We start from the raw sequence: 21,794 nt of genomic DNA, 5'->3' as shown, positions 1-21,794 counted from the left end.
CGATGCGGAGACGCGCGCCGGAACGGGGACTCGTCACTCGGGACGAATTGCCGTGAGGCTGCGCATCAGGATCGTGCTGACCCGGTGCGGCCGGCTGCCGCGGTCAGGCTGGAGCCGGCCGAGCCCGGGCCGGTCACCTGTCAGCCTTCGGCCGGGTCCAGCAGGACCTCGACCCGCGTGCCTTTGCTGTCCCGGACGGTGACACCGTGGCCCCTGCGGTCGGACCCGTCGAGTTTCAGGGCGAGCGGGCCGCCGTCTCCGGTGAAGTTGCGCCACCACGTCTTCTGGTCCGGGAGCGCGATGTCGATGACGAAGCGGTCACCGGTGGTCCGGTACGTCACGGGAATGGAGAACACCCGACCGGATTTGCGCCCCGTGTAGGTGACGACAGTCATCCGACCGCCCAGCGCACGGCTCCACCGCGATGACGCGGCGAGCGGCAGCATCGCGCGATTGACGAGCCGCGCCGCGTTCTGCAGGAAGGTCATCGGCTTTTCCTCGGTTCTGCGGTGGGACCCAACGGGCGGGAGGCGACGACCGCGGTGCCGCGGACCGGGCGGGAGCCGGGGCCCGGCACCGGGACGAGGTCGGCGGTGGTCACCGGCTGCGCGCAGGTCGAGCAGGCCACAGTGGGCACGCACTCGTGACCCTCGTGTTCGAACAGCAGCGGGGGACCGCCTTCCGGCGTGTGCCAGCGGTCTCCCCATGCGCTCAGCGCGGCCAGCACGGGGATCAGGTCGTGGCCCGCGGGCTCGAGCAGGTAGCGGTAGCGGTCGCCGCGGTCGCTGTAGGTCTCGCGGCGGATCACCCCGTCCTCGGCCAGCCCGTTGAGCCGGCGGGTGAGCAGGCTGCGGGAAATGCCGAGGTCGGCGACCAGCTCGTCGAAGGTGTCCACGCCGAGGTAGAGGTCACGCAGGATCAGTGGGGTCCACCACTGGCCCATCACCTCCACGCTGCGGGCGACGGAGCACGCGAAATCGGAGTAGTCGGTCCGGGCCATCCCGGAAGGATATCAGGTGCGTTCTGTACGAGAACTCAGCTAGCATCCGAGTTCACTTACAGAACCCATGGAGGTGTGGCAATGCCCTACCACTACGTCGTGAGCCGGATCGTGCGCGGGATCTGGCGCAGGGTGAACACCGGCGACCTCGACGCACCGTCGCGGATGTCGGCCGCGGGGCTGCGGTTCACCGTCGTCGGCGACACCGTGATCGGCGGGAGCTGGCAGGGCCGCGACGCCATCCGGGACTGGCTGCACTCGTTCGCCGCCCGCTTCACCGACCTGCGGTTCGAGGTCGAGGACGTCGCACTCAGCGGCTGGCCGTGGCGAACCAGGGTCGCGATCCGCCTGGTGGTCGGCGGCACCCTCCCCGACGGCACGGCCTACCGCAACAACGCCACGCAATGGCTGACCCTGCGCTGGGGCCGGATGACCGACGACTGGGTCCTCGAGGACACCAAGGTCGTCGACGCGGGCCTGGGCCGCGCTTCCTGAACGGCTGACCGGTTCCGGTTGACTGTCCCCGGCTGGCCAACCACGGCTGACCAGCGCCGGCCGGCCGGACTCGGCGGCTCGGTGGCGGCGGATCGGCCCGCGCTGACGGGCGTCGCCTGACCGGACTCGGCGTGCCGGTGTCGGCGGACCGGTGTCGGCGGACTGTCGCCACACTGTCCGGCCCCGGTGAGCGGCTTTCGTCAGCTACTTGGCTTCGGTGAGCGGACTTCGTCGACTCGGCTGGTGCGAGCGGCTGCCGTGGCGGCCGGGTTCGTCGGGCGGAAGTGGGCCGCTCCGGCTCCTCGCGCAGCTGTCCGGCTGGTCGGCTCTGCTCTGAGACCGCCGGCGACTCGGGTTTGGGCTGCGACCGCCGGCCACCCGGTTCCCCCGGAGGGCTGTCGACTGTGGCAACCCGCTGACCGAGGCTGAGTGAGACCGAACGTGGGCCGAGTCAGCGTGGTTGGTCGAGTGGCCAGTGCCGGCCTCGGCGGCGGATTCGGCCGTGGCGGCCTCGCCAGCGGCGGTCCGCGCCTCGGGCCGCGGCCAGGACCGGGTGGTGGGCGGCGAACTGGTCCGCGGTGATGCTCATCAGCACCGGGTACCGGACTTCTCCGCACTGCAGTTCGGTGTCGCGCGGCCGGCCCTCCTCGTGGAAGCCGAGGTCGCCGTGCAGCGCCAGCGAGGCGAAGTTGCCGCCGTTGATGCTGACCTCGCACTCGCGGTACCGGCGGTGTCCGAACATGAACGCGAGCAGCGTGGCCACAGCGTCGGCCGCGTAGCCGCAGCGGCGGTGGTGCACGCCGATCCCGATGCCGTAGCTGAACCGGTCGGCGGACGCGTCGGCCTGCACCCAGATCGACCCGACCAGCGTCGCGGTGCGCAGCTTCTCGATCGCGAAGTGGAAGTCGTCGCCGGAATCGGCCGGGTCACCCCGATGCGCGGCCCAGTGCCGATAGCCCCCGACCTGCGGATCGTTGTTGCGTGCCGAATCCCGGTCGAAGCCGGCCAGCGTGCGGTGGTCCGCGGCCCGGATCTCCCGCAACCGCACTGCCCAGCCGGTCAAGCCGGGCCCACCGGCCGCCCACGGTCCTGGGCTCCCGGTCAGCGCCGACTGGGGCGTGTTCGCGGTCATCAGCGGTGATGGTACTGGATCACCGGGGCACGTCGAAGCCCGGCGAACGCCCCGTTCCGGACCTGGGTGAGGCCGGCGTGCCCCGGGAAACCAGGTACCAGCCGGCCCTGTCGAATCCGGTGACGCGTCCGGTGCCGGTCAGCTGCTTGCCCAGGACTTGGTCACCTTCCACCAGCCCGGGTACCGCGGCGCCGTCCGCCGAACGGTCGAGCGCGACGAGTGCTCCGGCGGCGCGGGCCGCGCCGGCGTCGACCGTTCGGGGGACCCCGTCGCAGGCGCCGGCGACTTCCGCGCCGTCGATGCGCCAGCGCACCAGCAGCCGGTCGCTCTCGTCGCCGACGTTGATGCCGTCGCCGAGCCCGCCGTAGAAGTCGGGCAGGTACTCCGCCGCGGTGGCCGCGAGCTTGCCGAGGTTGAAGTACGCGTTACGGCTCACGAGCGGGTCGAACGTCCACTCGATCACCGCGATGCCGCGCCGCAGTGCCCACGCCCGCTGGTGCAGTTTCACCGCGAACCCGACGTGACGGCGCACCGCCGGGGACACGCCGGCGATGTGGCTGTGCAGGACTTCGTCGGACGGGGTGCCGAAGAACCCGGCACAGGCGCCGACCAGCTCGTCGCCCGAGTAGGCACCGGCGACGTAATTGCCGGCCTTCGTCAGCGCACGCATCAGTTCGGCCGTGATCGGCACGCCGGCTTCGTCGGTGCGCCACACTCGTTCGAACAGCCGCTGCACCGACTGCAGCTCGGACAGGTCGGACAGCTCGCGGATCCGCACGCCCGCCGCGGCAGCCGCGGCGGTGGCGACAACCTCGGCCTTCCGGTCCACCGCTCGCGCGCTCACGCTCGGATCTCCGGTGCGCTCAGGTCGGCGACGCGCTGGGTCATCCGGTTCGCCCCGCGGTGTCCGGAGCGGACGCGGCCGTCGCGAAGTGGCAGGCGGCGTGGTGGCGGTGTCCGGTGCCGGCCGGTGCGGTGTCGTGGCAGATCTCCCGGTCGTCCAGCACGAGCGGCCCCACCGGGCAACGCGGGTGGAACCGGCAGCCCGACGGCGGGTGCTGCGGATCCGCGGGCTCGCCTTCGAGCGTGTCGTCCGGGACGCCCGCGCCGGCCGCCGCCAGCAGTTCGCGGGTGTAGGGGTGTTGCGGATCGCGCAGGACGTCGGCGGCCGGGCCCTGTTCCACGATCCGGCCGAGATACATCACCGCGAGGAAGTCGCTGACGTAGCGAACCACGGCGAGGTCGTGGGAGATGAACAGCAGCGAGAGCCGCATCCGCCGTTGCAGGTCACGGACCAGGTTGAGCACGGTGCCCTGCACGGAGACGTCGAGTGCGGAGGTGATCTCGTCGGCGATGATCACCTCGGGCCGGGCCGCGAGCGCACGGGCGAGCGCGACCCGCTGCCGCTGCCCGCCCGACAGCTGCGCGGGATACTGCCCGGCCCGGTCGGCGGGCAGGTCGACCTGCTCCAGCAGCCGGGCCACCTCGCCGCGCCGGTCACGCTGCCCGCGTGGCAGCGCTTCGGCGATCGAAGCACCGATGGTCATCCGCGGATCGAGGGACGAATAGGGGTCCTGGAAGACCATCTGCACCGGACCCGGCCGGGGCACCGGCTTCCCGTCGAGCACGATCCGGCCACCGGACGGTTCGACCAGGCCCACGGCCGCGCGCGCCAGCGTCGACTTCCCCGAACCGGACTCGCCGACCAGACCCACCGTCGCCCCGGAAGGGACGGTGAGCGTCACTCCGTCGACCACTGTCGTGCCACGACGACGGCCGCCGTAGCGGACCGACACGTCGTCGAAGCGCAGTTCACCCGTCACGTCGGCTGCACCATCCACTTCGGACAGATCCGTCATCGTGTTTCTCCCGCTCCGACCGCGGTCGCGTCCGGCGGTACCGTGTCGCCCGCGTGCCAGCACGCGACCCGGCGCCCCTCGTCGTCGACCTCCAGCGGCGGCTGCTCGGTCTCGCAGCGGGTGTCCGCGAGCGGACAGCGAGGCGCGAACGCACAGCCCGGCGGCGGATTCCCCGGCTCAGGGGGCCGGCCGGGGATCACCGCGAGCGGCTGGTCCCGGTCGGTGTCCAGGCCGGGCACGGCGGCGAGCAGCGCACGCGTGTACGGGTGTCGCGCGGCCGCCAGGTCCGTGGTCGGCAGGTCTTCCACGATCTGCCCCGCGTACATCACCAGCACCCGCGCGCACATCTGGCCGATCACCGAGATGTCGTGGCTGATCAGCAGGATCGCCACGTCGTCGGCGTCGCGTACGTCCCGCAGCAGCCCCAGTACCTGGCGCTGCACCGTGACGTCCAGCGCGGTGGTGGGTTCGTCGGCGACGATCAGCGCCGGCTTGCCCATCAAGCCCATCCCGATCATCGCGCGCTGACGCATGCCGCCGGAGAACTCGTGCGGCAGCTGCTTCGCCCGCCGCTGCGCCGCCGGCAGCCGCACCGCGCGCAACCGGTCCACCGCATGGGCGAACGCGTCCGCGCGCCGCATTCCCCGGTGGTACCGCGCCACTTCGGCCAGCTGGGCACCGATCCGCCGGGTCGGGTTGAACGACGACGAGGGGTCCTGGAAGACCATCGCGAACGACGCGCCGAGCAGCGGCCGCAACGCCCGTTCGTCGCCGAGCAGCGACCGGCCGAGGAACTCCACCCGCTCTGCCCGCACCTGCCCGGGCTCCTCGATCAGCCGGGCGACCGCGAGCGCGGTCAGGCTCTTGCCGGAGCCCGATTCCCCCACCACGCCCACGGTTTCCCCGCGGCGAAGGGAAAACCCGACGCCGCGCACCGGGTGCACCGGACCGTCCGGCCCGGGAAAGCTCACTCGCAGATCCTCGACCACCAGCACCGGACCGTCCGGCGACGAGACGGCGGGCTTCTCCACCGGCACGGCGGCTTTCGCGCGGGAGCGGATCTTCTGTCCGGGCGACGGGTGCCCAAGTGCCTTCGCCGCGACCTCGCCGAACAGGTTGAACGCCAGCCCGGCGACCACGACCGCGAGGGCAGGCGCCAGCGCGGCCGCGGGATGCAGGTACAGCCCGGTCAACCCGTCCCCGAGCAACCGGCCCCAGTCGTAGGACGGCGGCTGCACGCCGAGTCCCAGGAAGGACAGCCCGGCGAAGGAGATCAGCGCGCCGCCCGCGGCGATGGTCGCGTTCACCACGAGTGGTTCGGCGATGTTGGGCAGGACGTGCCGCACCAGTACCCGGATCCGTCCGGCGCCGGTGATCCGGGCCGCGGCGATGTAGTCCAGTCCGCTGACCCCGGCGGCAAGGGTGTGCGTCAGCCGGGCGAAGGCGGGTGCGACGGCGAAGCCGATCGCCAGCACCGCGCCCTTCGTGCCCACCCCGAAGATCACCGCGAAGAACAACGCGAGCAGCAGACCGGGGAACGCCACCGCGATGTCCACGGCCGCGACCACGAGCCGGCCCGCTCGCCTGCCGAGCAGCAGCGGCGCGGTACCCAGCACCAGTCCCACGACGACTCCGAGTGCCGTTGCGGCCATTGCCAGTTCGATCGAGAACCGCGTGGCGACCAGTACTCGGAAGAAGATGTCGCGGCCCAGGTTGTCGGTGCCCGCCCAGTGTTCCCCGGACACGCCCCGCAGGATCTGGCCGGTGTCCACGGCCTCGGCCTGGTGCGTCCACAGGATCGGCGCGGCGATCGCCAGCAGGAGCACCAGGAGCAGCATCCCTGCGGCGGTCGCACCGGTCGGCGTGCGCACCGCGGCAGTCCACCTCGTCCGGCGCACAGCTCAGCCCTCCTTCTTCAGGGACCGGGGATCGAGCACCGCGATCGCCACGTCCACGACGAGGTTCACCAGCAGCACGCCGAGGCCGTACACCAGCACCACCGCCTGCACCTGCGGATAGTCCTTGGCGATGATCGACTGCACGATCGTGCTGCCGAGTCCCGGCCAGGCGAACACGTTCTCGACCAGCACCGTCCCGGCGACCATGGCGCCCAGCAGCATCCCGGCGACGGTCAGCGTGGCGGTCAGCGCGTTCGGCAGCGCGTGCCGGAGGTAGACCACCGCGGACGGCAGTCGTTTCGCCCGTGCGGTGCGGACGTAGTCCGCGTGCAGCACCGCGAGCATCTCCACCCGCACGATCCGCGAAAGCACCGCGGCCGGGCCGATCGCGAGCGCCGCCACCGGCAGCAGGTACGACGCCGGGTCGCCGCGGCCGGCCACCGGCAGCCAGCCGAAGCTGACCGCGAACACGAACACCAGCCCGACCGCGAGGAGGAACTCCGGGATCGCGGCCAGTACGACGGTCGTCGAGGTGAACGCGAGCTCGGTCCGGCCGCGTCTGCCGCCGCGGGTCAGCACGGCCATGCCCGCGCCGAGCGGCACGGCGACGACCACCGCGACGAGGAAGGCGTACCCGGCGATCTCCACCGTCGCCGGCAACCGGTCCGCGATCACCTGCGAAACCGGCAGCCCGGTGCTCATCGACGTGCCGAAGTGCCCGGTGAACAGGTCACCGAGGTAGCGAAGGTACTGCTGCCACAACGGATCGGTGAGCCCGAGCGCCGCCCGCCGCGCCTCCACGAGCGCGGCAGGGGCGTTCTGGCCGAGTGCCGCACGGACCGGATCGCCGGGAATCACGTGAATCATCCCGAACGCCGCGGTCAGCAGCACCCACACCGAAACCAGCAGCCGGACCAGCCGGCGCACCGCGAAAGACAGCCAGACGTGCTCGCCGGAGCGGCCACGGACGGTGCTCTCCGGGGACGCCGTGTCCAAGGTGCTCACTGTGCTTCCCAAGGGAAACCGCCTCCGCTCAGCCGAGCATCCGGATCGAGCCGGGGATGATGGAGCCTTCGGCCAGGTCGAACCGCGCGCCCTGCACGTAGGTCGGCCGGACACTGTTCACGAACGGCACCACGTTCAGCGCCCGCACGAGGGCCTTCTCCGCGTCGGCCCACTTGCCGCATCCCGACGTGCCCGTGAGGCTGGAGGCGGCCTTGACCGCCGCGTCGTACTCGGGGTTGTGCACCTGCGCGAAGTTGTTCCCGCTCGTGCCGCCGGGGCCGGAGAAGAACGGCACCAGCTGCGAGGGCAGCACGGTGGTCAGCGGCACGAGTGCCGCGCCCCAGCTGTTCTGCGCGAGGATCTGCGAACTCTCCGCGTCGGTCATGCCCTTCACCTCGACCTGCACGCCGATCGCGCTCCAGCGCTGCTGGACCAGCTCGGCGGCCGCCTGCATCGTCGAGCCGAGCGTGGTCGGGTAGTAGAACGAGACGCTGAGCTTCTTGCCGTCCTTGGCGCGGACGCCGCCCGCGCCCGCGACCCAGCCCGCGGAGTCCAAAGCGGACTTCGCGGCGGTCGCGTCGGACTTCGGCAGCAGTCCGGCGAGACCGCTGGAACCGCAGGGCCCCATGCCCGGCGCCACGAGCCCGTCGGTCGGCCGGCCGGTACCGCTGGTGAGTACCTGGCCGAGCTGGCCGAGGTCGAGGGCCTGCGTCAGCGCGCGGCGGACCGCCTCGTCGGCGGTCGGCAGGCCGGGCGCCTGGTCGAACCACATCTCACCGAGGATGGCCTGCGTGGCCTTCTTTTCCAGGTCCATCGCGTCGAGCCGCTGCCGCTCCGGGCCGTTCACCTGTGCGGCGTTGGCCTGGTCGGACACCAGCAGGTTCGCGGTGGTGGTCTCGTTGCCGACCACGCGCAGCACCACGTGCTCCGGCATGCCACGGGGGTCGCCGGTGTTCGGGCCCCAGCGGTAGTCCTTGCGCCGGGTGAACGTGTAGTGGTCACCGGAAACTGCTTCGGTCAGGGTGAACATGCCGGTGCCGTCCGAGCCCTGCTTCAGCAGCCCGCGATCGCGCATGCCCTTCGCGCAGACGATCGGCAGGCTGCCGACGTTGCGCACCAGGAACGCGTCGGGAGCGGCCGCGGTGACCGTGACGGTGCCGGCCGCTTCGTCGGCGGTCGCCCGCACCCCCGGCTGGACCGTCAGCCCGAGCATCGACGACCCGTTGGCGGGGTCGGTCACGAAATTGATGTTGTCGGCCACCTGTTTCGCGGTGAGCGGGGAACCGTCGGAACAGGTGACGCCCTTGCGCAGCGTGTACTTCGCGTGCGTGGTGTCGCCCTCCCACTGCTGCGCGAGTGCGGCGGTTTCCTCGCCCTTGGGATCGAGGGAGACGAGGGAGTCGTAGAGGAACTTGCCGGCCTGGATGGCCACCGACAGGGTGGTGAACTGCGGGTCGAGGGTGCCCAGATCGCTGCCGATGAGGTAGGTGAACGTGCCGCCCTCGACGACCGAGCCGCCCTGTCCGCCGCCTCCGCAGGCGGTGAGCGCCGCGGTCAGCACGCCGGCACCGGCCAGCGCCGCAATGGTCTTCTTCATCGCTCCTCCAGGTGCGTGCGCGCGGTGTCAGCCGGCGCGGCGGGTCGCGCGTCCGGAGTGGACGTACTGGGCGTGCCCGTCGCCGTCGTCGCCGAGGAAGACCAGGGGCAGATGGATTCCTTCCTGTGCCTCGCGAAGGATCAGGGTGTCGTCGCGGAGCCGGACGAGTTCGGAACGCAGCGCGGCGGCCAGCTCGGCGGCGACGCCCTTGGGCCGCTGTTCCAGCCAGACCCGGCCGCCGTCGTCCTGGGACACGACGAGGTCGGCGAGCGTGCTCGAATAGGTGCCGAGGTACCGGGCGGCCTCGAACGGCTCCGGTTCGGCGGGTGGCTTCGGCGGCAGTTCCACCTCGACGCCGGCGAGATCGCGCAGCAGCGCCGGCACGATTTCGGCGTACAGGCTCATCGCGTCGCCGCCGTTGGTCAGCAGAGCCACGACCACACCCTGTTCCGGAGCCAGCCGCAGGAATGCCGCCTGTCCGATGGTGTTGCCGTCGTGCCCGTACACCGGGCCGCCGGCGGCGTCGAACAGTTCCCAGCCGAGTCCCCATCCGTCGCCCATGATGCCCAGCGGCGGCACGGTGACCTGACGCTGCGGCATGGCGGCGACGCTCTTCGCGCTCAGCACCTCGTGCCCGTTCCAGGTGCCACCCGCGAGATGCATCCGCGCGAACGTCGTGAGGTCGCGGGCGGTCATCGACAGTACCGAACCGGCTGGTCCGTTGGACCGCATCAGCGACCACATCGGCGCGGGAACGAGGTCCGCGCCCGGCTCGGGCGCGATGTGCCCGAGCGCGGCACGGAACCGGATCGCGTCGCTCGCGCCGGTCGCGAAGTGCGTCAGGCCCAGTGGGGTGGCCAGCTGGTCGCGAAGGCATTCGTCGTACGGCTTTTCGCGCAGCACCTCGACGATCCGGCCGAGCACGACGTAACCCGCGTTGTTGTAGGAGAACAACTCGCCGGGGTCGAAGAGCTGGGCAACGTCGCTGAGCGTCGCCACGTACTTCTCCACGCAGTCGTCGCCGGGACCGGTGTCGGTGAAGATGTCCCCCTCGAACCCGCCGGTGTGGCTCAGCAGCTGCCGCACCGTGATCGCCGCGGCCGCGGCCTCGTCACCGAGGCGCAGGTCCGGCAGGTAGCGCCGGACCGGGGCGTCGAGCTCGACCCGGCCCTCGTCCACCAGCTGCAGCACGAGCGTGGCCGTCCAGACCTTCGTGATGGAGCCGATCTGGAAGACCGAATCGGTCGTGGCCGAGACGCCGGTCCCGGTGTTGAGCACCCCGGCCGCCACCTCGGCCACCTCGTCCCCGGCCACCACCGCTATCGCGGCCGCGGGCACCCCGTGTCGTTCCAGCAAGGCGGGCAGCTCCCGCTCCAGTCGCCCGCGCATCTCGCCAAGCTTCGCCATCGAGCGAACGTAGCCCCGAGCCGCCGGGAAAAGTTGGTCCGCTGCGACAGATGTGGGCACCGAAGCTGGCGTACCCGACGAAGCGGTCTCGCAGACGAAGCCTCGGCTGGTCGCGCTTCAGCCGACCAGCCGGGGGAACAGCTCACGGGCACCGCGGCGGAGTTCGTCGAGTGCCTCTCCGGCGCCGGCGAGGTGGCGTAGCAGCGCCTGCTGGAACAGGCCGTCGAACAGGGCGTACGCGTCGGACGGTGAGCACGTCGGCTCGGCGCCGGAGAGAGCGGCGTAGGCCGCCACGTTGCGCCAGATCATGTTCTGGAGACTTTCGTCGATCTCGGCGACGTCGTCGCGGAAAGCCTTTTCGAACAGCGACTGCGTGCGCAGGTCGTACCAGAGCCGGTGCATGACCGGGGCTTCTTCGAGCGTCGCCGCCAGCCCTTCGGCGCAGGCGGTGGCGAGTTCCTCCGCGGTGGTCACCTCGCGGACGCCGCCCTCGTAACGCTGCACACACGCGGCCTTGTAGCGGCGCACGCAGTAGGTGATCAGCTCGACCTTGTCGGCGAAGTAGTAGTGCAGCAACCCGTGCGAGAACTTGGTGTGCTCCGCGATCGTGCGCAGGCTCGTGCGGGCGTAGCCGAGATCGGCCAGCGCCAGCAGCGCCGCGTCCGCGAGTTCGCGCCGCCGGTCCTCGAACTTGTCGGCTCGGGTCCGGCGCCTCACGGCGGCTGCACTGGTCACGAGGCCGAAGATACCATCGAGCGGTTCTCTGACCAATCGTCCAAGAAAATCTTGACATTCGTCCAACCGGCGGCCAAGGTCTTCACCAGCCTTCGGTGCCGCGGACAGAATTCAGGAGGGACGACGATGTCTCTGTTCTTCTACCTGGAGAAAGGCGCGTCGCTGGATCCCGGCGCGCCCTGCCTGACTCTCGACGGGGTCTCGCGGTCCTACGGAGAAACCGTCGCTCTGGCCGAGGCGGTCGCCCGCGCGCTGCGGCGATCGGGCGTCGCGCCGGGGGACAAGGTCGGCATCCTCTCTGCCAACGACCCGGACGCGTTCACCTGCGTCTTCGGCATCTCCCGTGCGGGCGCGGTGTGGTGCCCGATCAACCCGCGCAACGCGGCAGGGGAAAACGCGGAGCTGCTCGACCTCTTCGACTGCTCCACCCTGATCTACCAGCCGGCTTTCGACGATCTGGTCGGGCAGATCGCGCCGAAGCTGCCGAAGCTGACCACCCTCGTGCGCCTCGGCGACGGCGACGAGCGCGCGGTGGGCTTCCACGACTGGCTCGGTGCCGCCCAGGACGATCCGTCTGCGGCGGCGGCACCGCCCGACGAGGTCGTCGCACTGGTCGGTACCGGCGGCACCACGGGCCGCCCCAAGGGAGTCATGCTCACCGACCGCAACCTCGAGGTCATGTCGGCGATCGTGCTGATGAGCTACCCGTTCGCCGGACGTCCGGTGTACCTGGCGCTGGCGCCGCTGACCCACGCGGCCGGGGTGCTGTGCTTCCCGATTCTCGCGAGCGGCGGCGAGGTGGTGATCATGGCCAAGCCCGACGTCGGCCGGTTCCTCGAACTGGTCGAGCGGCACCGGGTCACGCACACCTTCCTGCCGCCGACCCTGATCTACATGGTGCTCGGGCACGCGTCGCTGGACTCCACGGACCTCTCGTCCCTGCAGTGCTTCTGGTACGGCGCCGCGCCGATGTCCACGGCCAGGCTGACCGAGGCGCTGGACCGCATCGGCCCGATGGCCCAGCTGTTCGGCCAGTCCGAGGCGCCGATGATGATCTCGACGATGTCGCCCGCCGAGCACCGCCGTCCGGACGGCACTGTCCACACCGGACGGTTGGCCTCGGCGGGACGGCCGTCGCCGTTGGTCACCGTGGCGATTCTCGACGAGCAGGGCGTCCCGGTACCACGAGGAGAACGCGGGGAGATCTGCGTTCGCGGCTCGCTGGTGATGGCGGGCTACTACCGCAACCCCGAGGCCACCGCGGAGGCCTCCGCGCACGGCTGGCACCACACCGGCGACATCGGGTTCCTCGACGACGAGGGTTATCTCCACATCGTCGACCGTGCCAAGGACATGGTGATCACCGGCGGTTTCAACGTCTATTCGGCCGAGGTCGAACAGGCGGTGATGGCGCACGACGCGATCCGCGACTGCGCGGTGATCGGCCTGCCGGACGACAAATGGGGGGAGCGGGTCACCGCCGTCGTCCAGCTGCAGCCCGGTACCGAACTCGACGCCGCGGAGCTGATCGCGTTCGTCAAGGAGCGCATCGGCAGCGTCAAGGCGCCCAAGCAGATCGAAGTCTGGCCGGAACTCCCGCGGTCGGCCATCGGCAAGGTCCTGAAAACCGACATCCGCACCACGCTCCACCCGGCACACCGGTAACTGGAAGAAAACGCAGCAAGGAGGCTGTCCGTCCATGAAACTCGCGCTCTATCTCCCGAACTTCCGGGACAAGGTGACCGTCCGGGAACTCGAGGACCTCACGGCGCAGGCCGAGGACCTCGACTTCGACTCCGTCTGGACCCTCGACCGGATCATCGTGCCGGAGACGTCGGACAGCGAGGAAATGCAGTACGCGTTCGGCCGGATCGAGGGCTTCCCCAAGGGTCTTCCGGTGAGCTCGCGCGGTGAGTTCCTCCAGGGCATGCCGCTGATCCCGTGGCTGGCCGCGAAGACGTCCAAGGTCCGCATCGGCATGAGCGTCATCGACACGCCCTACCGCTCGCCCGGCGTGCTCGCCGCCGAGCTGGCCACCATCGACCACCTCGCGGCCGGCCGGCTCAACGTGGCCGTCGGCGCGGGCTGGATGCCCGAGGAGTTCGACGCGGCCAGCGCTTCGCACATCTACCCGAAGCGCAACAAGCACGTCCGCGAGACCCTGGAGATCCTGCAGGGGATCTGGACCAACGACCTGTTCGAGTACCACGGCGAGTTCGCCGACTTCCAGCGCAGCGGGTTCGGCGCCAAGCCGGTGCAGAAGCCGCATCCGCCGATCTTCTTCAGCGGCCTCAAGGACCCCAAGCGCGCGGCGACGCGCATCGCGAAGTACGGGCTGGCCGGCTGGATCGGCATCCAGGACTCGCCCGAGGACATCACCCGGTGGCGTTCGGAGATCCAGCGCGAGCTGGCGGAACTCGACACCCCGCGTTCGGTCGACGATCTCGAGATCTCCAGCATGATCTGGTTCGTGATCACCGACGAGGACGCCGACCAGAGCCCGCTGGGCAAGGGCAGCAACCTGCTCGTGGGCTCGGCCGCGCAGATCACCGACCAGCTCAAGCGGTACAAGGAAGCCGGGCTGACGATGCCGTTCCTGTGGCCGCCGTTCCAGGACGTCCCGGTGGCCAAGACCCTGGACGACATGAAGCGGCTCAAGGAAGAGATCCTGCCCAAGGTCGAAGCGGCCTGAACAACCCCACAACGGAGTGAGAGGAACGAAATATGCCCGAACTTGACGGAAAGCGCGTCTTCGTCACCGGGTCCGGTGCCGGGATCGGCAAGGCGATCGCGGCGCTGTTCACCCAGCGCGGTGCCCGGGTCGTGGTGAGCGACCTGAACGCCGACTCGGCCAAGCAGTCGGCCGCGGAGATCGGCGCCGCGGGCGTCGCCAACTGCGACGTCACCGACGAGTCGCAGGTCCAGGCCGCCGTGGCGCAGGCGGTCGAGCAGCTGGGCGGTCTCGACGTCCTGGTCAACAACGCCGGGATCGAGGTCTCCTCACCGCTGCTGCAGCAGTCCACGGAGAGCTTCGACAAGATCTTCGCGGTCAACGTCCGCGGTACGTTCGTGACGATGAAGGCGGCGACCCCGCACCTGATGGAGTCCAAGGGCAACATCGTCAACATCTCGTCGATCGCCGGAGTCGGCGGCAGCCCGCTGCTCGGGTCCTACTGCGCGACGAAGGCCGCGGTCATCCAGCTCACCCGGGTCGCCGCGGTGGAGATGCGGGCGGCGGGCATCCGGGTCAACGCGGTCTGCCCCGGCTTCGCCGACACGGCCATGGTCGACCGGCTGGTGCCTGATTTCGAGGCGGCGACCCAGGTTCCGTTCGCCGACCTGGTGGCCCAGAAGCAGGGCAGGCTCGGCACCCCGGAGGACATCGCCGAGGTGGCGGCGTTCCTGGCGTCGGACCGGGCCAGCTGGGTCACCGGCAGCCACTACGTCCTCGACGGCGGGCTGAGCGCCTCCCTCGTGTGACGTCCCGGCCGGCGGGTCCCGCAGGGGGGAACCCGCCGGCCGTTCCCGGCTCACGCCCCGCTGTTTCGGGCGCCTGCGCCGAGATCGATGCCGAACACCACCCGGTCCAGCCCGGGGCCGTCGTACCCCGGCTTCACCGCGGAGGTCGTGAAGCCGAGCCGCGTGTGGAATGCCTGCGACGCCGAGTTCTGCGGGCTGGTGATGCAGGAGACGTGACGGCGCCCGTGTTCCCGGACGAGCGCGAAGAACGCCCGGTACAGCGCACGTCCGATGCCCCGGCCGTGCAGCGCCGGATCGACGCCGACGAAGTGCACGTACGCGGCTTCGGGCTCGGTCTGGGACAGGAAGCCGATCAGAAAAGCCGCCATCTCCCCGTTGTCGCGTTCCACCACGAAACTGGTGCTCGTGAAATGCTGGAAGTACAACCGCGGGAGAAGCAGCGCGCGTTCTTTCGCTCCCGCCGGGCCCTTGAGGCCGCCCCACCAGCTGTCCAGGACGGCGAGCACCGGCAGATGGTCTTCCTCGTCGAGGCGACGGGCGCCGAATCCGGCGGGCAGGTCGTCGATCATTCGCTCATCCTTCCGCGGCGGGGGCGGAACTCGTCACCATTTTCCGTAGTACCGGCCCGATCCGGGCAGCCAAATCCGCGTCGATCTCGACTACCTCGCGCTCCAGGGCGGAGCACGTCGCGGTGAAGGCTTCGTGTAGAGCCGTCACGCCGGTCGATGCGACGAGGGTCGCGGCGAGCGGATCCGTGATCGTGCGCGGCAGGTCGTCGACGCCGCGGCCCTGCGTGGCCGGGAGGCCATGGCGAAGGCACGCCATCGCGACGACGTGATCCCGCATTCCGCCGATCAGATGGACGGCCTGCCAGACGCGGCCGCGTGCGATCGCCGACCGCACATGCAGCGCGTACAGCCACGCCCATCCGGCGAGCCGGGTGGCAGGCTCCGGCTCGATGATGCCGGCTTCCAGCGCCTCCCCGAACAGCAGGGAGAAGCGTGGACCGGTCGGCCGGAACCGGTCGTACTCCCAGAAGGACACATCGACCTGCAAGGAGTCGGCACGCAGGAAAACCCGGTAGATCGCACCGGGTCCCGAGACGTCGAGATGGTCGACGGCGAGGTGCTGCTGCCGCATCCGCTCGGTCCAGTCGGCCAGCACGGTGTCCCGATCCACCTCCGCGCCGAGCCGGAGCGCGAGGTCGATGTCGGACCAGCGGTCCTGCCCGCCGGTGGCGCTCGAGCCGACCAGCGCGGCCGCGACCACCCGTTCGTCCTGGCGGGCCGAGTCGATCAGGGTGTGTTGCAGGGCTTCACGTGTTTCCTCGGTGAACATTCGGCGCTCCGCCAGTATTCGACCACAGTGGACAGTGCAGTGCTCGCGAGGGTCAGGCCGGCCGGGTCGAGGACTGCCGGCGCCATTCCGGGGCGAGCAGCGACCAGACTTCCGCGTCGTGCCGCTTCCCACGGTGCAGGTAGTGCTCGCGCAGGAGGCCTTCGCGCTGCATGCCCAGCCGGCGGGCGACCGAGGTGCTCGCGGTGTTCTGCGGGGAGGCTCGCCATTCCAGGCGGTGGATACCGTGCTGCTCGACGGCCCACTCGATGAGCACGCGGGCCGCGCGGGTCACCAGGCCGCGGCCGACCGCCGACGGCTCGAGCCAGCATCCGAGCTCGGCGAACTGCTCGGGTACGTTCATCGTGCGCAGCATGATTCCGCCGACGAGGAGACCGTCCGACCAGATCCCGTCGAGGCGCCCCGTGTCGGTGGCGAGGCGCTGTGCGTAGGTGGCCAGGTACTGGCGCGCCGACCCGAGGTCGGTCACGACATCCGGGAGCCGGACGAAGCGGCCGACGAACTCGCGTCCGCGGTCGACGTGGGTGAGGAATTCCTCCGCGTCCCCGGGCTGCAGCGGTCGCATTTCGGCCCCGGGCCCGAGGGGTGTGGCCCCCGGCGAACTGGTGGTCATTCGGCACTCCTTGGTACAGCTCTCGTCGAGCAGGTTTCCGTGGTGACGCCCTCGAACAGAGTTTCGTGTGCTGGCAGGGTTTTCCGAGTCAGCCGAGGTGGAACGAACCGAGCACGCCCACCCCGCTGAGCACACCGGTCACGCTCAGCGCGAGACAGGCCACGAGCGCTGACCCGAGCCATTGCCGCTGCCGCCGGGGACTGACGAAGCAGAGTGCCCACGCCGCCCACAACAGCCCCTCCACGAGAAACCACGGCTCGTTCAGCAGCAGATCCTGCAGGTCGGCGGCGTGCCGGTCGAAGGACTGCCACGTACTCGCGGGCAGCTGCGTCGGGTGTACCCCAGTGACACTGAGTACCCGAAGCGTGCTGTCGACCAGCGCGTGCATGCAGCAGCCGACCGCACCGAGCCAACCCAGCACGGGCATGACCCGCCGCAGCGACCGAACCCGCACGCCGACCAGCGGCACCACCGCCGCGACCAGAATGATCGCGGCGCCGACCGCGTTGATGACCTGAAACTGCGAAGCCGAGACCGGTGTCCCGATCAGGCCGAACGTGCCACCCGCCGCGTAATAGGCTCGGTAACCCGCGTAGCCGAACGCCCACAACGCGAGTACCACGGCGAGCACACGAAGCCGGCGACCATCCTGCACAGGCCCGGCCGCGGCCGTCCTCTGTAAAGCCATGCCGCTCATTGCTTCCCCCAGTCTTGCTTCCCCAGTCCGGATCAGTGAGCCCGGTGCTTCGAACGCGACGACACTCGGTCCGAACAGTGAGAGATAACAACACATGACCACTGAGATCTCAACTGTAATATACAGTGCTCTCACCTGCTCGTGGGTCGGACGAGGTTCGCGTATCGCGGGCCGGACGGGAGTCTTTCGTGAGCACTGCACTGATCATCGGCGACATCCAGCGGGGAATCACCGGTGGCTACCCGTTCGCCAGGCGGGTCGTGTCGCCGCTGACCGACCTGCTGCCCCGCGCCCGCTCGGCGGGTGCGCTCGTGGTGTTCGTGCGCTTCGCCTTGCGGGGCAACGAGACCGACCTGCCGCCCGGTGGTGGGCTCTATCGTTCGTTCTTCGACGCCGGAGACGCCTTCCACCAGGGTTCGCCCGGTACCGAGATCGACCTGCCGGTCACCGATGCCGACGTCGTCGTGCGCAAGCGCAGGGCCGGTGCGTTCGCGGGCACCGACCTCGATCTCGTGCTCCGTGCCCGGGGTGTGCGCTCGATCGCGGTCGCCGGGGTCGCGACCAGCGCGATGGTCGCCGCGACCTGCTATGACGCGGCGGACCGGGACTACGAGGTGACCGTACTGCGTGACGGGTGCGGTGACGAGGACCCGGCAGTGCACGACTTCTTCATGGACACCGTCTTCCCCGGGCGTGGGTTCGAGATCGCGACCTGTGCCGGCTGGCCGGGGTGAGCACCGCGCCGCTGGGACGGCACCTCGCGACCTGGAGCTGGTGGACACTGCGTGACTTGGGGCCGGTAGACGCGGCGCCGCTGGGTCAGGCTCCGCGTGGCTTGGGGCGGGCAGCCGCCGTGGCACGCGGGGCCGCGTTCGGGGGCTGTTTCGCCGGCGCCGGCGCAGGCGGCTGAATGTGGACCTGGCTCACCGACGTGCTCTTCGCGAGTACTCGGAGGACGTCGCGCCGCACGCGATCGCACCGTTCGCGCATGGCGTGGTGGGCGCCGCCGGTGTCCCGCGCGCGCAGCCGGTCCGCGATCGCAGCCAGTTCGCCGGGCGGACTCGCGATGCTCGGGTCGATCAACGCGGCCAGGCGCAGGACCCGTTCCAGCTCGTCGATCGCGTCGACGACCGCCTTGCCGAGCCGGTGGTTGCCGCTGAAGGCGGCGATGATGCCTTCGAACTCGATCCCGGCTCGTAGCCCCTCTTCCTGCCCCACCTCGCCCGTCGAGAGTGCGAGCGGCACCTTGGACAGCTCTTCGAGCCGGTCGAGTGCCGGCGCCGGGCAGCCCGCGCGCGCTGCGGCGCCGGCGGCCTCACTGGAGAGCATCGACCGCAAGGCGCACAGATCGTCGGTGTCCTGCAAGGTGATCGGGCTGACGACGTAACCGGCGCGCGGAAGCGCGGAAACCAGGCCGTCCCGCCTCAGCCGCGCGAGCGCTTCGCGCACCGGCGTCTTGCTGATGTCCCATTGCCGGGCGAGTGACGCCTCGGTGAAACTGCTGCCGGGCGGCAACGTCAGATCGATGATCTGCCGCCTGATCGCCCGGTAGGCCCGGCTGGTGCGGCCGAGGCCTTCCTCGTCCTCGCCGACCAGCAGCAACGCGGGGATGTGCGGAGTTCCGGCGACCACGCCGAGGATGTCGGGCACCACAGCAGGATACCAACGCGCGGAGTTGATACGGCACGGCGAGCCAACGCTCGTCAGTCCCGCCGGCGTGCCCGTCGATCGGCCTCGACGACGTCCGCCGCGTCCGGCGCGTGGTCCGGATCGGTCAGCCACTGGACGGCGAGTCCGACGAGCAGGGAGTAGTAGTGGGCGCCCACCACGCGCACCTCGTCCTGCCCGGCGTCCGGGGACAGGCCGCCGAAGGCCTGCGCCAGCGCGGTGCGGGCGAGTTGCTGGCCGTGCGCGTTGATGGCGCGGATCTCGGCGTCGTGCTGGACGTAGCTGACGCTTTCGAAGTTGAGGAACCACAGATCCCGGTGGGTGCGGATCGAGTCGATGATCCGGCGCCAGCGGTCCACCTGGGCGACCGGCTCGTCCGGAGCACCGAGCGCGGAGAACAGCCGCTCGCCCCATTCGGTGTTGAGGTCGATCAGGGCGCGCGTGAGCAGCTGCTCCTTCGAGCCGAAGTGGTAGTTGATCGAGGCCTGGTTGGCGCCGGAGGCCGCGACCAGATCCCGCACGGTCGTACGTGCGTAGCCGGTCGTGAGGAGGCATTCCCGCGCCGCGGTGAGCAAGTTGTCCCGGTGTCCCACCTGCGCTACCGTAGCATGTAAACGTTCGTTTTAAATGTACGTTCATACTGATGGAGGGGATCATGACGACGGTGCGCACGCGGCAGCTCCGGTGCAGATTCGAGGCGGAAGGGGGACCGGTCGACGCGCTTCGCGGAGTGGACCTCGACGTGCCACGCGGTGCGTTCGTCGCGATCATGGGCCCGTCCGGCTCCGGCAAGACGACACTGCTGCACTGCGCGGCCGGGCTGCGCACGCCGACCTCGGGCACGGTCGAGCTCGGCGGCGTGCACCTGGCCGGGCTCGGGGAGGCCGCGCTGGCCGAGGTCCGCCGTCGCCGGATCGGGTTCGTGTTCCAGTCCTTCAACCTGCTTCCGGCGCTGACCGCCGCGGAGAACGTGGAGTTGCCGCTGCGCCTGGACGGCCGCCGTCCCGATCCGCGGCACACGGCGGGGCTGCTCGCCCGGGTCGGGCTGGACGGGCGGGGGAGCCACCGGCCCGGGCAACTGTCCGGAGGTCAGCAGCAACGGGTCGCCGTCGCCCGTGCGCTGATCACCGATCCCGAGGTGGTGTTCGCCGACGAGCCCACCGGTGCGCTGGACATCCGCAGTGCCCGTGAGGTGCTTTCGCTGCTGCGGTACCTCGCCGACCGCGGCCAGACGATCATCATGGTCACCCACGACCCCGTGGCAGCGTCCTTTTCGGACAACGTTCTCTTCCTCGCCGACGGGCTGGTGGTCGACCACCTGGTGCGGCCGGGTGCCGCGGCTGTCGCGAACCGGATGGCCACGCTCGTCGAGTCGGCCGAACGGGCCGCGAACGCGGCGGGGGTGCGCTGACGTGCTGACTCTCGCTGTGCGCCTTCTCCGCCACCACCGGGCGACGGCGGTCGCCACCGGTCTCGTCGCGGTGGCCGGCATGGCGCTGGTGGTCGCCATGGCCGCGTTGCTCGGCACCGGGCGCTCCCGCGGCACCGCCGCCGCGGACCGTGACTTCCTCACGCAGTTCCCGCTGATCCTGGGTGGCTGGGTGGTCGCGATCGTCGTGTTCGCGATGGTGTCCACGATCAGCGTCACCCTCGACGGCCGCGCCGGTGAGCTCGGCGGCCTCCGGCTGATCGGTGCCGGGCCCCGGCAGGTGCGGGTCCTCGTCTCGGCGGAGACGTTCGTGATCTGTGCCGTGGCCGCGCTGCCGGGACTCGGCCTCGGTCACCTCCTCGGCTGGTCGCTGCTGCGGGGAGTGCGCGGCGCCGGGCTGACCGATCCGGCCACGGTCTACGCGCCGGGTTTCGTCCTGCCCGTCGCCGGGATCGTCGTGGTGCTCGGCGCCGGCGTGCTGGCGGGGTGGATCGGCAGCCGCGGGACGGCCCGGCGCAGCCCGGTCGACGCGGGAGAACCGGCACGGCGCGGGTCGCGACCGGTCGTCCGGCGGCGGATGGTCGCGGCCGTGCTGATCCTCGCGGGCCTCGGCTCGGCCTCCGCCGTGCTGGCGCTGCCCGGCGACAGCATCGCGACCACGGCGACGACCGGTCCGGCCACGGTCCTGACGGCGATCGGACTCGCGGTACTGGCCCCGGAACTGGTGGCCTCGGCCCACCGGCTGCTGCGGCTGGCCGCCCCGCGCGACCGCGGCGCCGGAGCCCACCTCGCCACGGTGAACCTGGCCGCAGCACCCGAGCGGATGCGTCCGGCCGTCACCTTCCTGACGCTGCTGGTGGGAGTCTCGGCCGGAACGCTGGCCATGCAGGGGATCGAGAACCGGCACGTCACGGCCGACAGCACCGCGCGGGTCCTGGCATCGATCAACTACCTCGTGGTCGTCCTCATCGGAGTGTTCATGGCGATCGCCCTGACGAACAACCTGGTCGCCGCGATCGGCCGCCGCCGAGGCGAGTTCGCCGTGCTCGCCCTGATCGGTTCGACCGGCAGGCAGGTTCGTGGCGTGCTGCTGCGTGAAACGGCGGCGGCCACCGTCACCGCGGTCGTGACCGCGACAGTCGGGGCGATCGGGTGCGTGGTGCCCTTCGCCGTGGTGAAGACGGGCAGCCCGGCGGCGGCGTTCGCTGTCGGCCCGTACCTGCTCAGCATGGTGTTCGGCGCAGCTGTCGCGCTGCTCGTGACGGCGTTCTCGGGTGCCCGCGCTGTCCGCGCGGTGGCGGTGCCGGCGTGAAGGCCGTGGTGCCCTCGAGTACTCCGTCGGGATGACCAGTGGGCATGATCATGCCCGAGTCGGGGGACGCGCGTGCGACGATGAAAAGGATACGGTGGTCCGCCTTTACTC

23 protein-coding genes are annotated in these 21,794 nt (G+C 70.6%); 7 read left to right on the top strand and 16 right to left on the bottom strand.

Annotated elements, in window-relative coordinates:
- Positions 1–140: 140 nt before the first annotated feature.
- On the bottom strand, positions 141–488 hold the full coding sequence (locus BJY18_RS16095; protein WP_184780755.1) for a hypothetical protein: 348 nt from the start codon (positions 486–488) through the stop codon (positions 141–143).
- Positions 485–1,000, bottom strand: a complete 516-nt coding sequence (locus tag BJY18_RS16090; protein ID WP_184780754.1) for a winged helix-turn-helix transcriptional regulator — start codon at positions 998–1,000, stop codon at positions 485–487. Before BJY18_RS16090 ends, BJY18_RS16095 begins: the two co-directional genes overlap by 4 nt.
- Before the next feature lie 81 nt (positions 1,001–1,081).
- Here BJY18_RS16090 and BJY18_RS16085 point away from each other — a divergent pair, with 81 nt between their 5' ends.
- Entirely contained in the window at positions 1,082–1,495 is a 414-nt protein-coding gene (locus tag BJY18_RS16085) for a nuclear transport factor 2 family protein (protein WP_184780753.1), read from the top strand.
- Positions 1,496–1,946: 451 nt separating this feature from the next.
- Here BJY18_RS16085 and BJY18_RS16080 read toward each other — a convergent pair whose 3' ends face one another.
- From BJY18_RS16080 to BJY18_RS16045, 8 genes are all read right to left on the bottom strand, one after another.
- The gene (locus BJY18_RS16080; RefSeq protein ID WP_312874104.1) at positions 1,947–2,543 is read right to left on the bottom strand and encodes a GNAT family N-acetyltransferase; all 597 of its coding nucleotides are present in this window, start codon (positions 2,541–2,543) and stop codon (positions 1,947–1,949) included.
- Between the two features lie 103 nt (positions 2,544–2,646).
- Entirely contained in the window at positions 2,647–3,471 is an 825-nt protein-coding gene (locus BJY18_RS16075; protein ID WP_312873860.1) for a GNAT family N-acetyltransferase, read from the bottom strand.
- A gap of 40 nt (positions 3,472–3,511) precedes the next feature.
- Entirely contained in the window at positions 3,512–4,486 is a 975-nt protein-coding gene (locus BJY18_RS16070) for an oligopeptide/dipeptide ABC transporter ATP-binding protein (RefSeq protein WP_184780751.1), read from the bottom strand.
- Entirely contained in the window at positions 4,483–6,324 is a 1,842-nt protein-coding gene (locus tag BJY18_RS16065; protein ID WP_184784641.1) for a dipeptide/oligopeptide/nickel ABC transporter permease/ATP-binding protein, read from the bottom strand. Before BJY18_RS16065 ends, BJY18_RS16070 begins: the two co-directional genes overlap by 4 nt.
- 63 nt (positions 6,325–6,387) lie before the next feature.
- Positions 6,388–7,380: an ABC transporter permease gene (locus BJY18_RS16060; protein WP_184784640.1), complete on the bottom strand. Its 993-nt coding sequence runs from the start codon at positions 7,378–7,380 to the stop codon at positions 6,388–6,390.
- A gap of 37 nt (positions 7,381–7,417) precedes the next feature.
- Complete coding sequence (locus BJY18_RS16055) at positions 7,418–8,986, bottom strand: ABC transporter substrate-binding protein (RefSeq protein ID WP_184780750.1); 1,569 nt, start codon at positions 8,984–8,986, stop codon at positions 7,418–7,420.
- A 27-nt stretch (positions 8,987–9,013) separates the two neighbouring features.
- Positions 9,014–10,393 (bottom strand): serine hydrolase domain-containing protein, encoded by a 1,380-nt coding sequence (locus tag BJY18_RS16050; protein ID WP_184780749.1) that lies wholly within the window; start codon positions 10,391–10,393, stop codon positions 9,014–9,016.
- 117 nt (positions 10,394–10,510) lie between these two features.
- The gene (locus tag BJY18_RS16045; protein ID WP_184780748.1) at positions 10,511–11,128 is read right to left on the bottom strand and encodes a TetR family transcriptional regulator; all 618 of its coding nucleotides are present in this window, start codon (positions 11,126–11,128) and stop codon (positions 10,511–10,513) included.
- Positions 11,129–11,254: 126 nt separating this feature from the next.
- Between BJY18_RS16045 and BJY18_RS16040 the strand changes: the two genes are divergently transcribed.
- Genes BJY18_RS16040 through BJY18_RS16030 form a run of 3 tightly spaced genes read left to right on the top strand, consistent with a single transcriptional unit; the run spans position 11,255 to position 14,608 of the window.
- Positions 11,255–12,793, top strand: coding sequence for an acyl-CoA synthetase (locus BJY18_RS16040; RefSeq protein WP_184780747.1), 1,539 nt, complete (start codon positions 11,255–11,257; stop codon positions 12,791–12,793).
- 34 nt (positions 12,794–12,827) lie between these two features.
- Positions 12,828–13,820, top strand: a complete 993-nt coding sequence (locus tag BJY18_RS16035) for an LLM class flavin-dependent oxidoreductase (RefSeq protein ID WP_184780746.1) — start codon at positions 12,828–12,830, stop codon at positions 13,818–13,820.
- A 32-nt stretch (positions 13,821–13,852) separates the two neighbouring features.
- Positions 13,853–14,608: an SDR family NAD(P)-dependent oxidoreductase gene (locus BJY18_RS16030; RefSeq protein ID WP_184780745.1), complete on the top strand. Its 756-nt coding sequence runs from the start codon at positions 13,853–13,855 to the stop codon at positions 14,606–14,608.
- Positions 14,609–14,658: 50 nt separating this feature from the next.
- On the opposite strand, the gene BJY18_RS16025 is transcribed toward BJY18_RS16030, so the two are convergent.
- From BJY18_RS16025 to BJY18_RS16010, 4 genes are all read right to left on the bottom strand, one after another.
- Positions 14,659–15,177 (bottom strand): GNAT family N-acetyltransferase, encoded by a 519-nt coding sequence (locus BJY18_RS16025; protein ID WP_184780744.1) that lies wholly within the window; start codon positions 15,175–15,177, stop codon positions 14,659–14,661.
- 4 nt (positions 15,178–15,181) lie between these two features.
- Positions 15,182–15,946, bottom strand: coding sequence for a nucleotidyltransferase domain-containing protein (locus BJY18_RS16020; RefSeq protein ID WP_184780743.1), 765 nt, complete (start codon positions 15,944–15,946; stop codon positions 15,182–15,184).
- A gap of 52 nt (positions 15,947–15,998) precedes the next feature.
- Complete coding sequence (locus BJY18_RS16015) at positions 15,999–16,577, bottom strand: GNAT family N-acetyltransferase (protein ID WP_184780742.1); 579 nt, start codon at positions 16,575–16,577, stop codon at positions 15,999–16,001.
- A gap of 88 nt (positions 16,578–16,665) precedes the next feature.
- Positions 16,666–17,265: a hypothetical protein gene (locus BJY18_RS16010; protein ID WP_184780741.1), complete on the bottom strand. Its 600-nt coding sequence runs from the start codon at positions 17,263–17,265 to the stop codon at positions 16,666–16,668.
- 197 nt (positions 17,266–17,462) lie between these two features.
- On the opposite strand from BJY18_RS16010, the gene BJY18_RS16005 reads away from it, so the two are divergent.
- Positions 17,463–18,008, top strand: coding sequence for a cysteine hydrolase family protein (locus tag BJY18_RS16005; RefSeq protein WP_184780740.1), 546 nt, complete (start codon positions 17,463–17,465; stop codon positions 18,006–18,008).
- Between the two features lie 85 nt (positions 18,009–18,093).
- Here BJY18_RS16005 and BJY18_RS16000 read toward each other — a convergent pair whose 3' ends face one another.
- A complete protein-coding gene (locus BJY18_RS16000) occupies positions 18,094–18,924 on the bottom strand; it encodes a GntR family transcriptional regulator (protein WP_184780739.1) in 831 nt (276 codons plus the stop codon).
- A 53-nt stretch (positions 18,925–18,977) separates the two neighbouring features.
- On the bottom strand, positions 18,978–19,535 hold the full coding sequence (locus tag BJY18_RS15995; RefSeq protein ID WP_184780738.1) for a TetR/AcrR family transcriptional regulator: 558 nt from the start codon (positions 19,533–19,535) through the stop codon (positions 18,978–18,980).
- A 62-nt stretch (positions 19,536–19,597) separates the two neighbouring features.
- Here BJY18_RS15995 and BJY18_RS15990 point away from each other — a divergent pair, with 62 nt between their 5' ends.
- The gene (locus tag BJY18_RS15990; protein WP_184780737.1) at positions 19,598–20,353 is read left to right on the top strand and encodes an ABC transporter ATP-binding protein; all 756 of its coding nucleotides are present in this window, start codon (positions 19,598–19,600) and stop codon (positions 20,351–20,353) included.
- Position 20,354: 1 nt separating this feature from the next.
- Positions 20,355–21,683 (top strand): FtsX-like permease family protein, encoded by a 1,329-nt coding sequence (locus tag BJY18_RS15985; protein WP_184780736.1) that lies wholly within the window; start codon positions 20,355–20,357, stop codon positions 21,681–21,683.
- The last annotated feature ends 111 nt before the right edge of the window (positions 21,684–21,794 follow it).

The organism is Amycolatopsis jiangsuensis (genome assembly GCF_014204865.1).
Classification (GTDB): domain Bacteria; phylum Actinomycetota; class Actinomycetes; order Mycobacteriales; family Pseudonocardiaceae; genus Amycolatopsis; species Amycolatopsis jiangsuensis.
The sequence above is the reverse complement of the archived record's forward strand: the minus strand, read 5'-3'. Positions and strand labels throughout refer to the sequence as shown.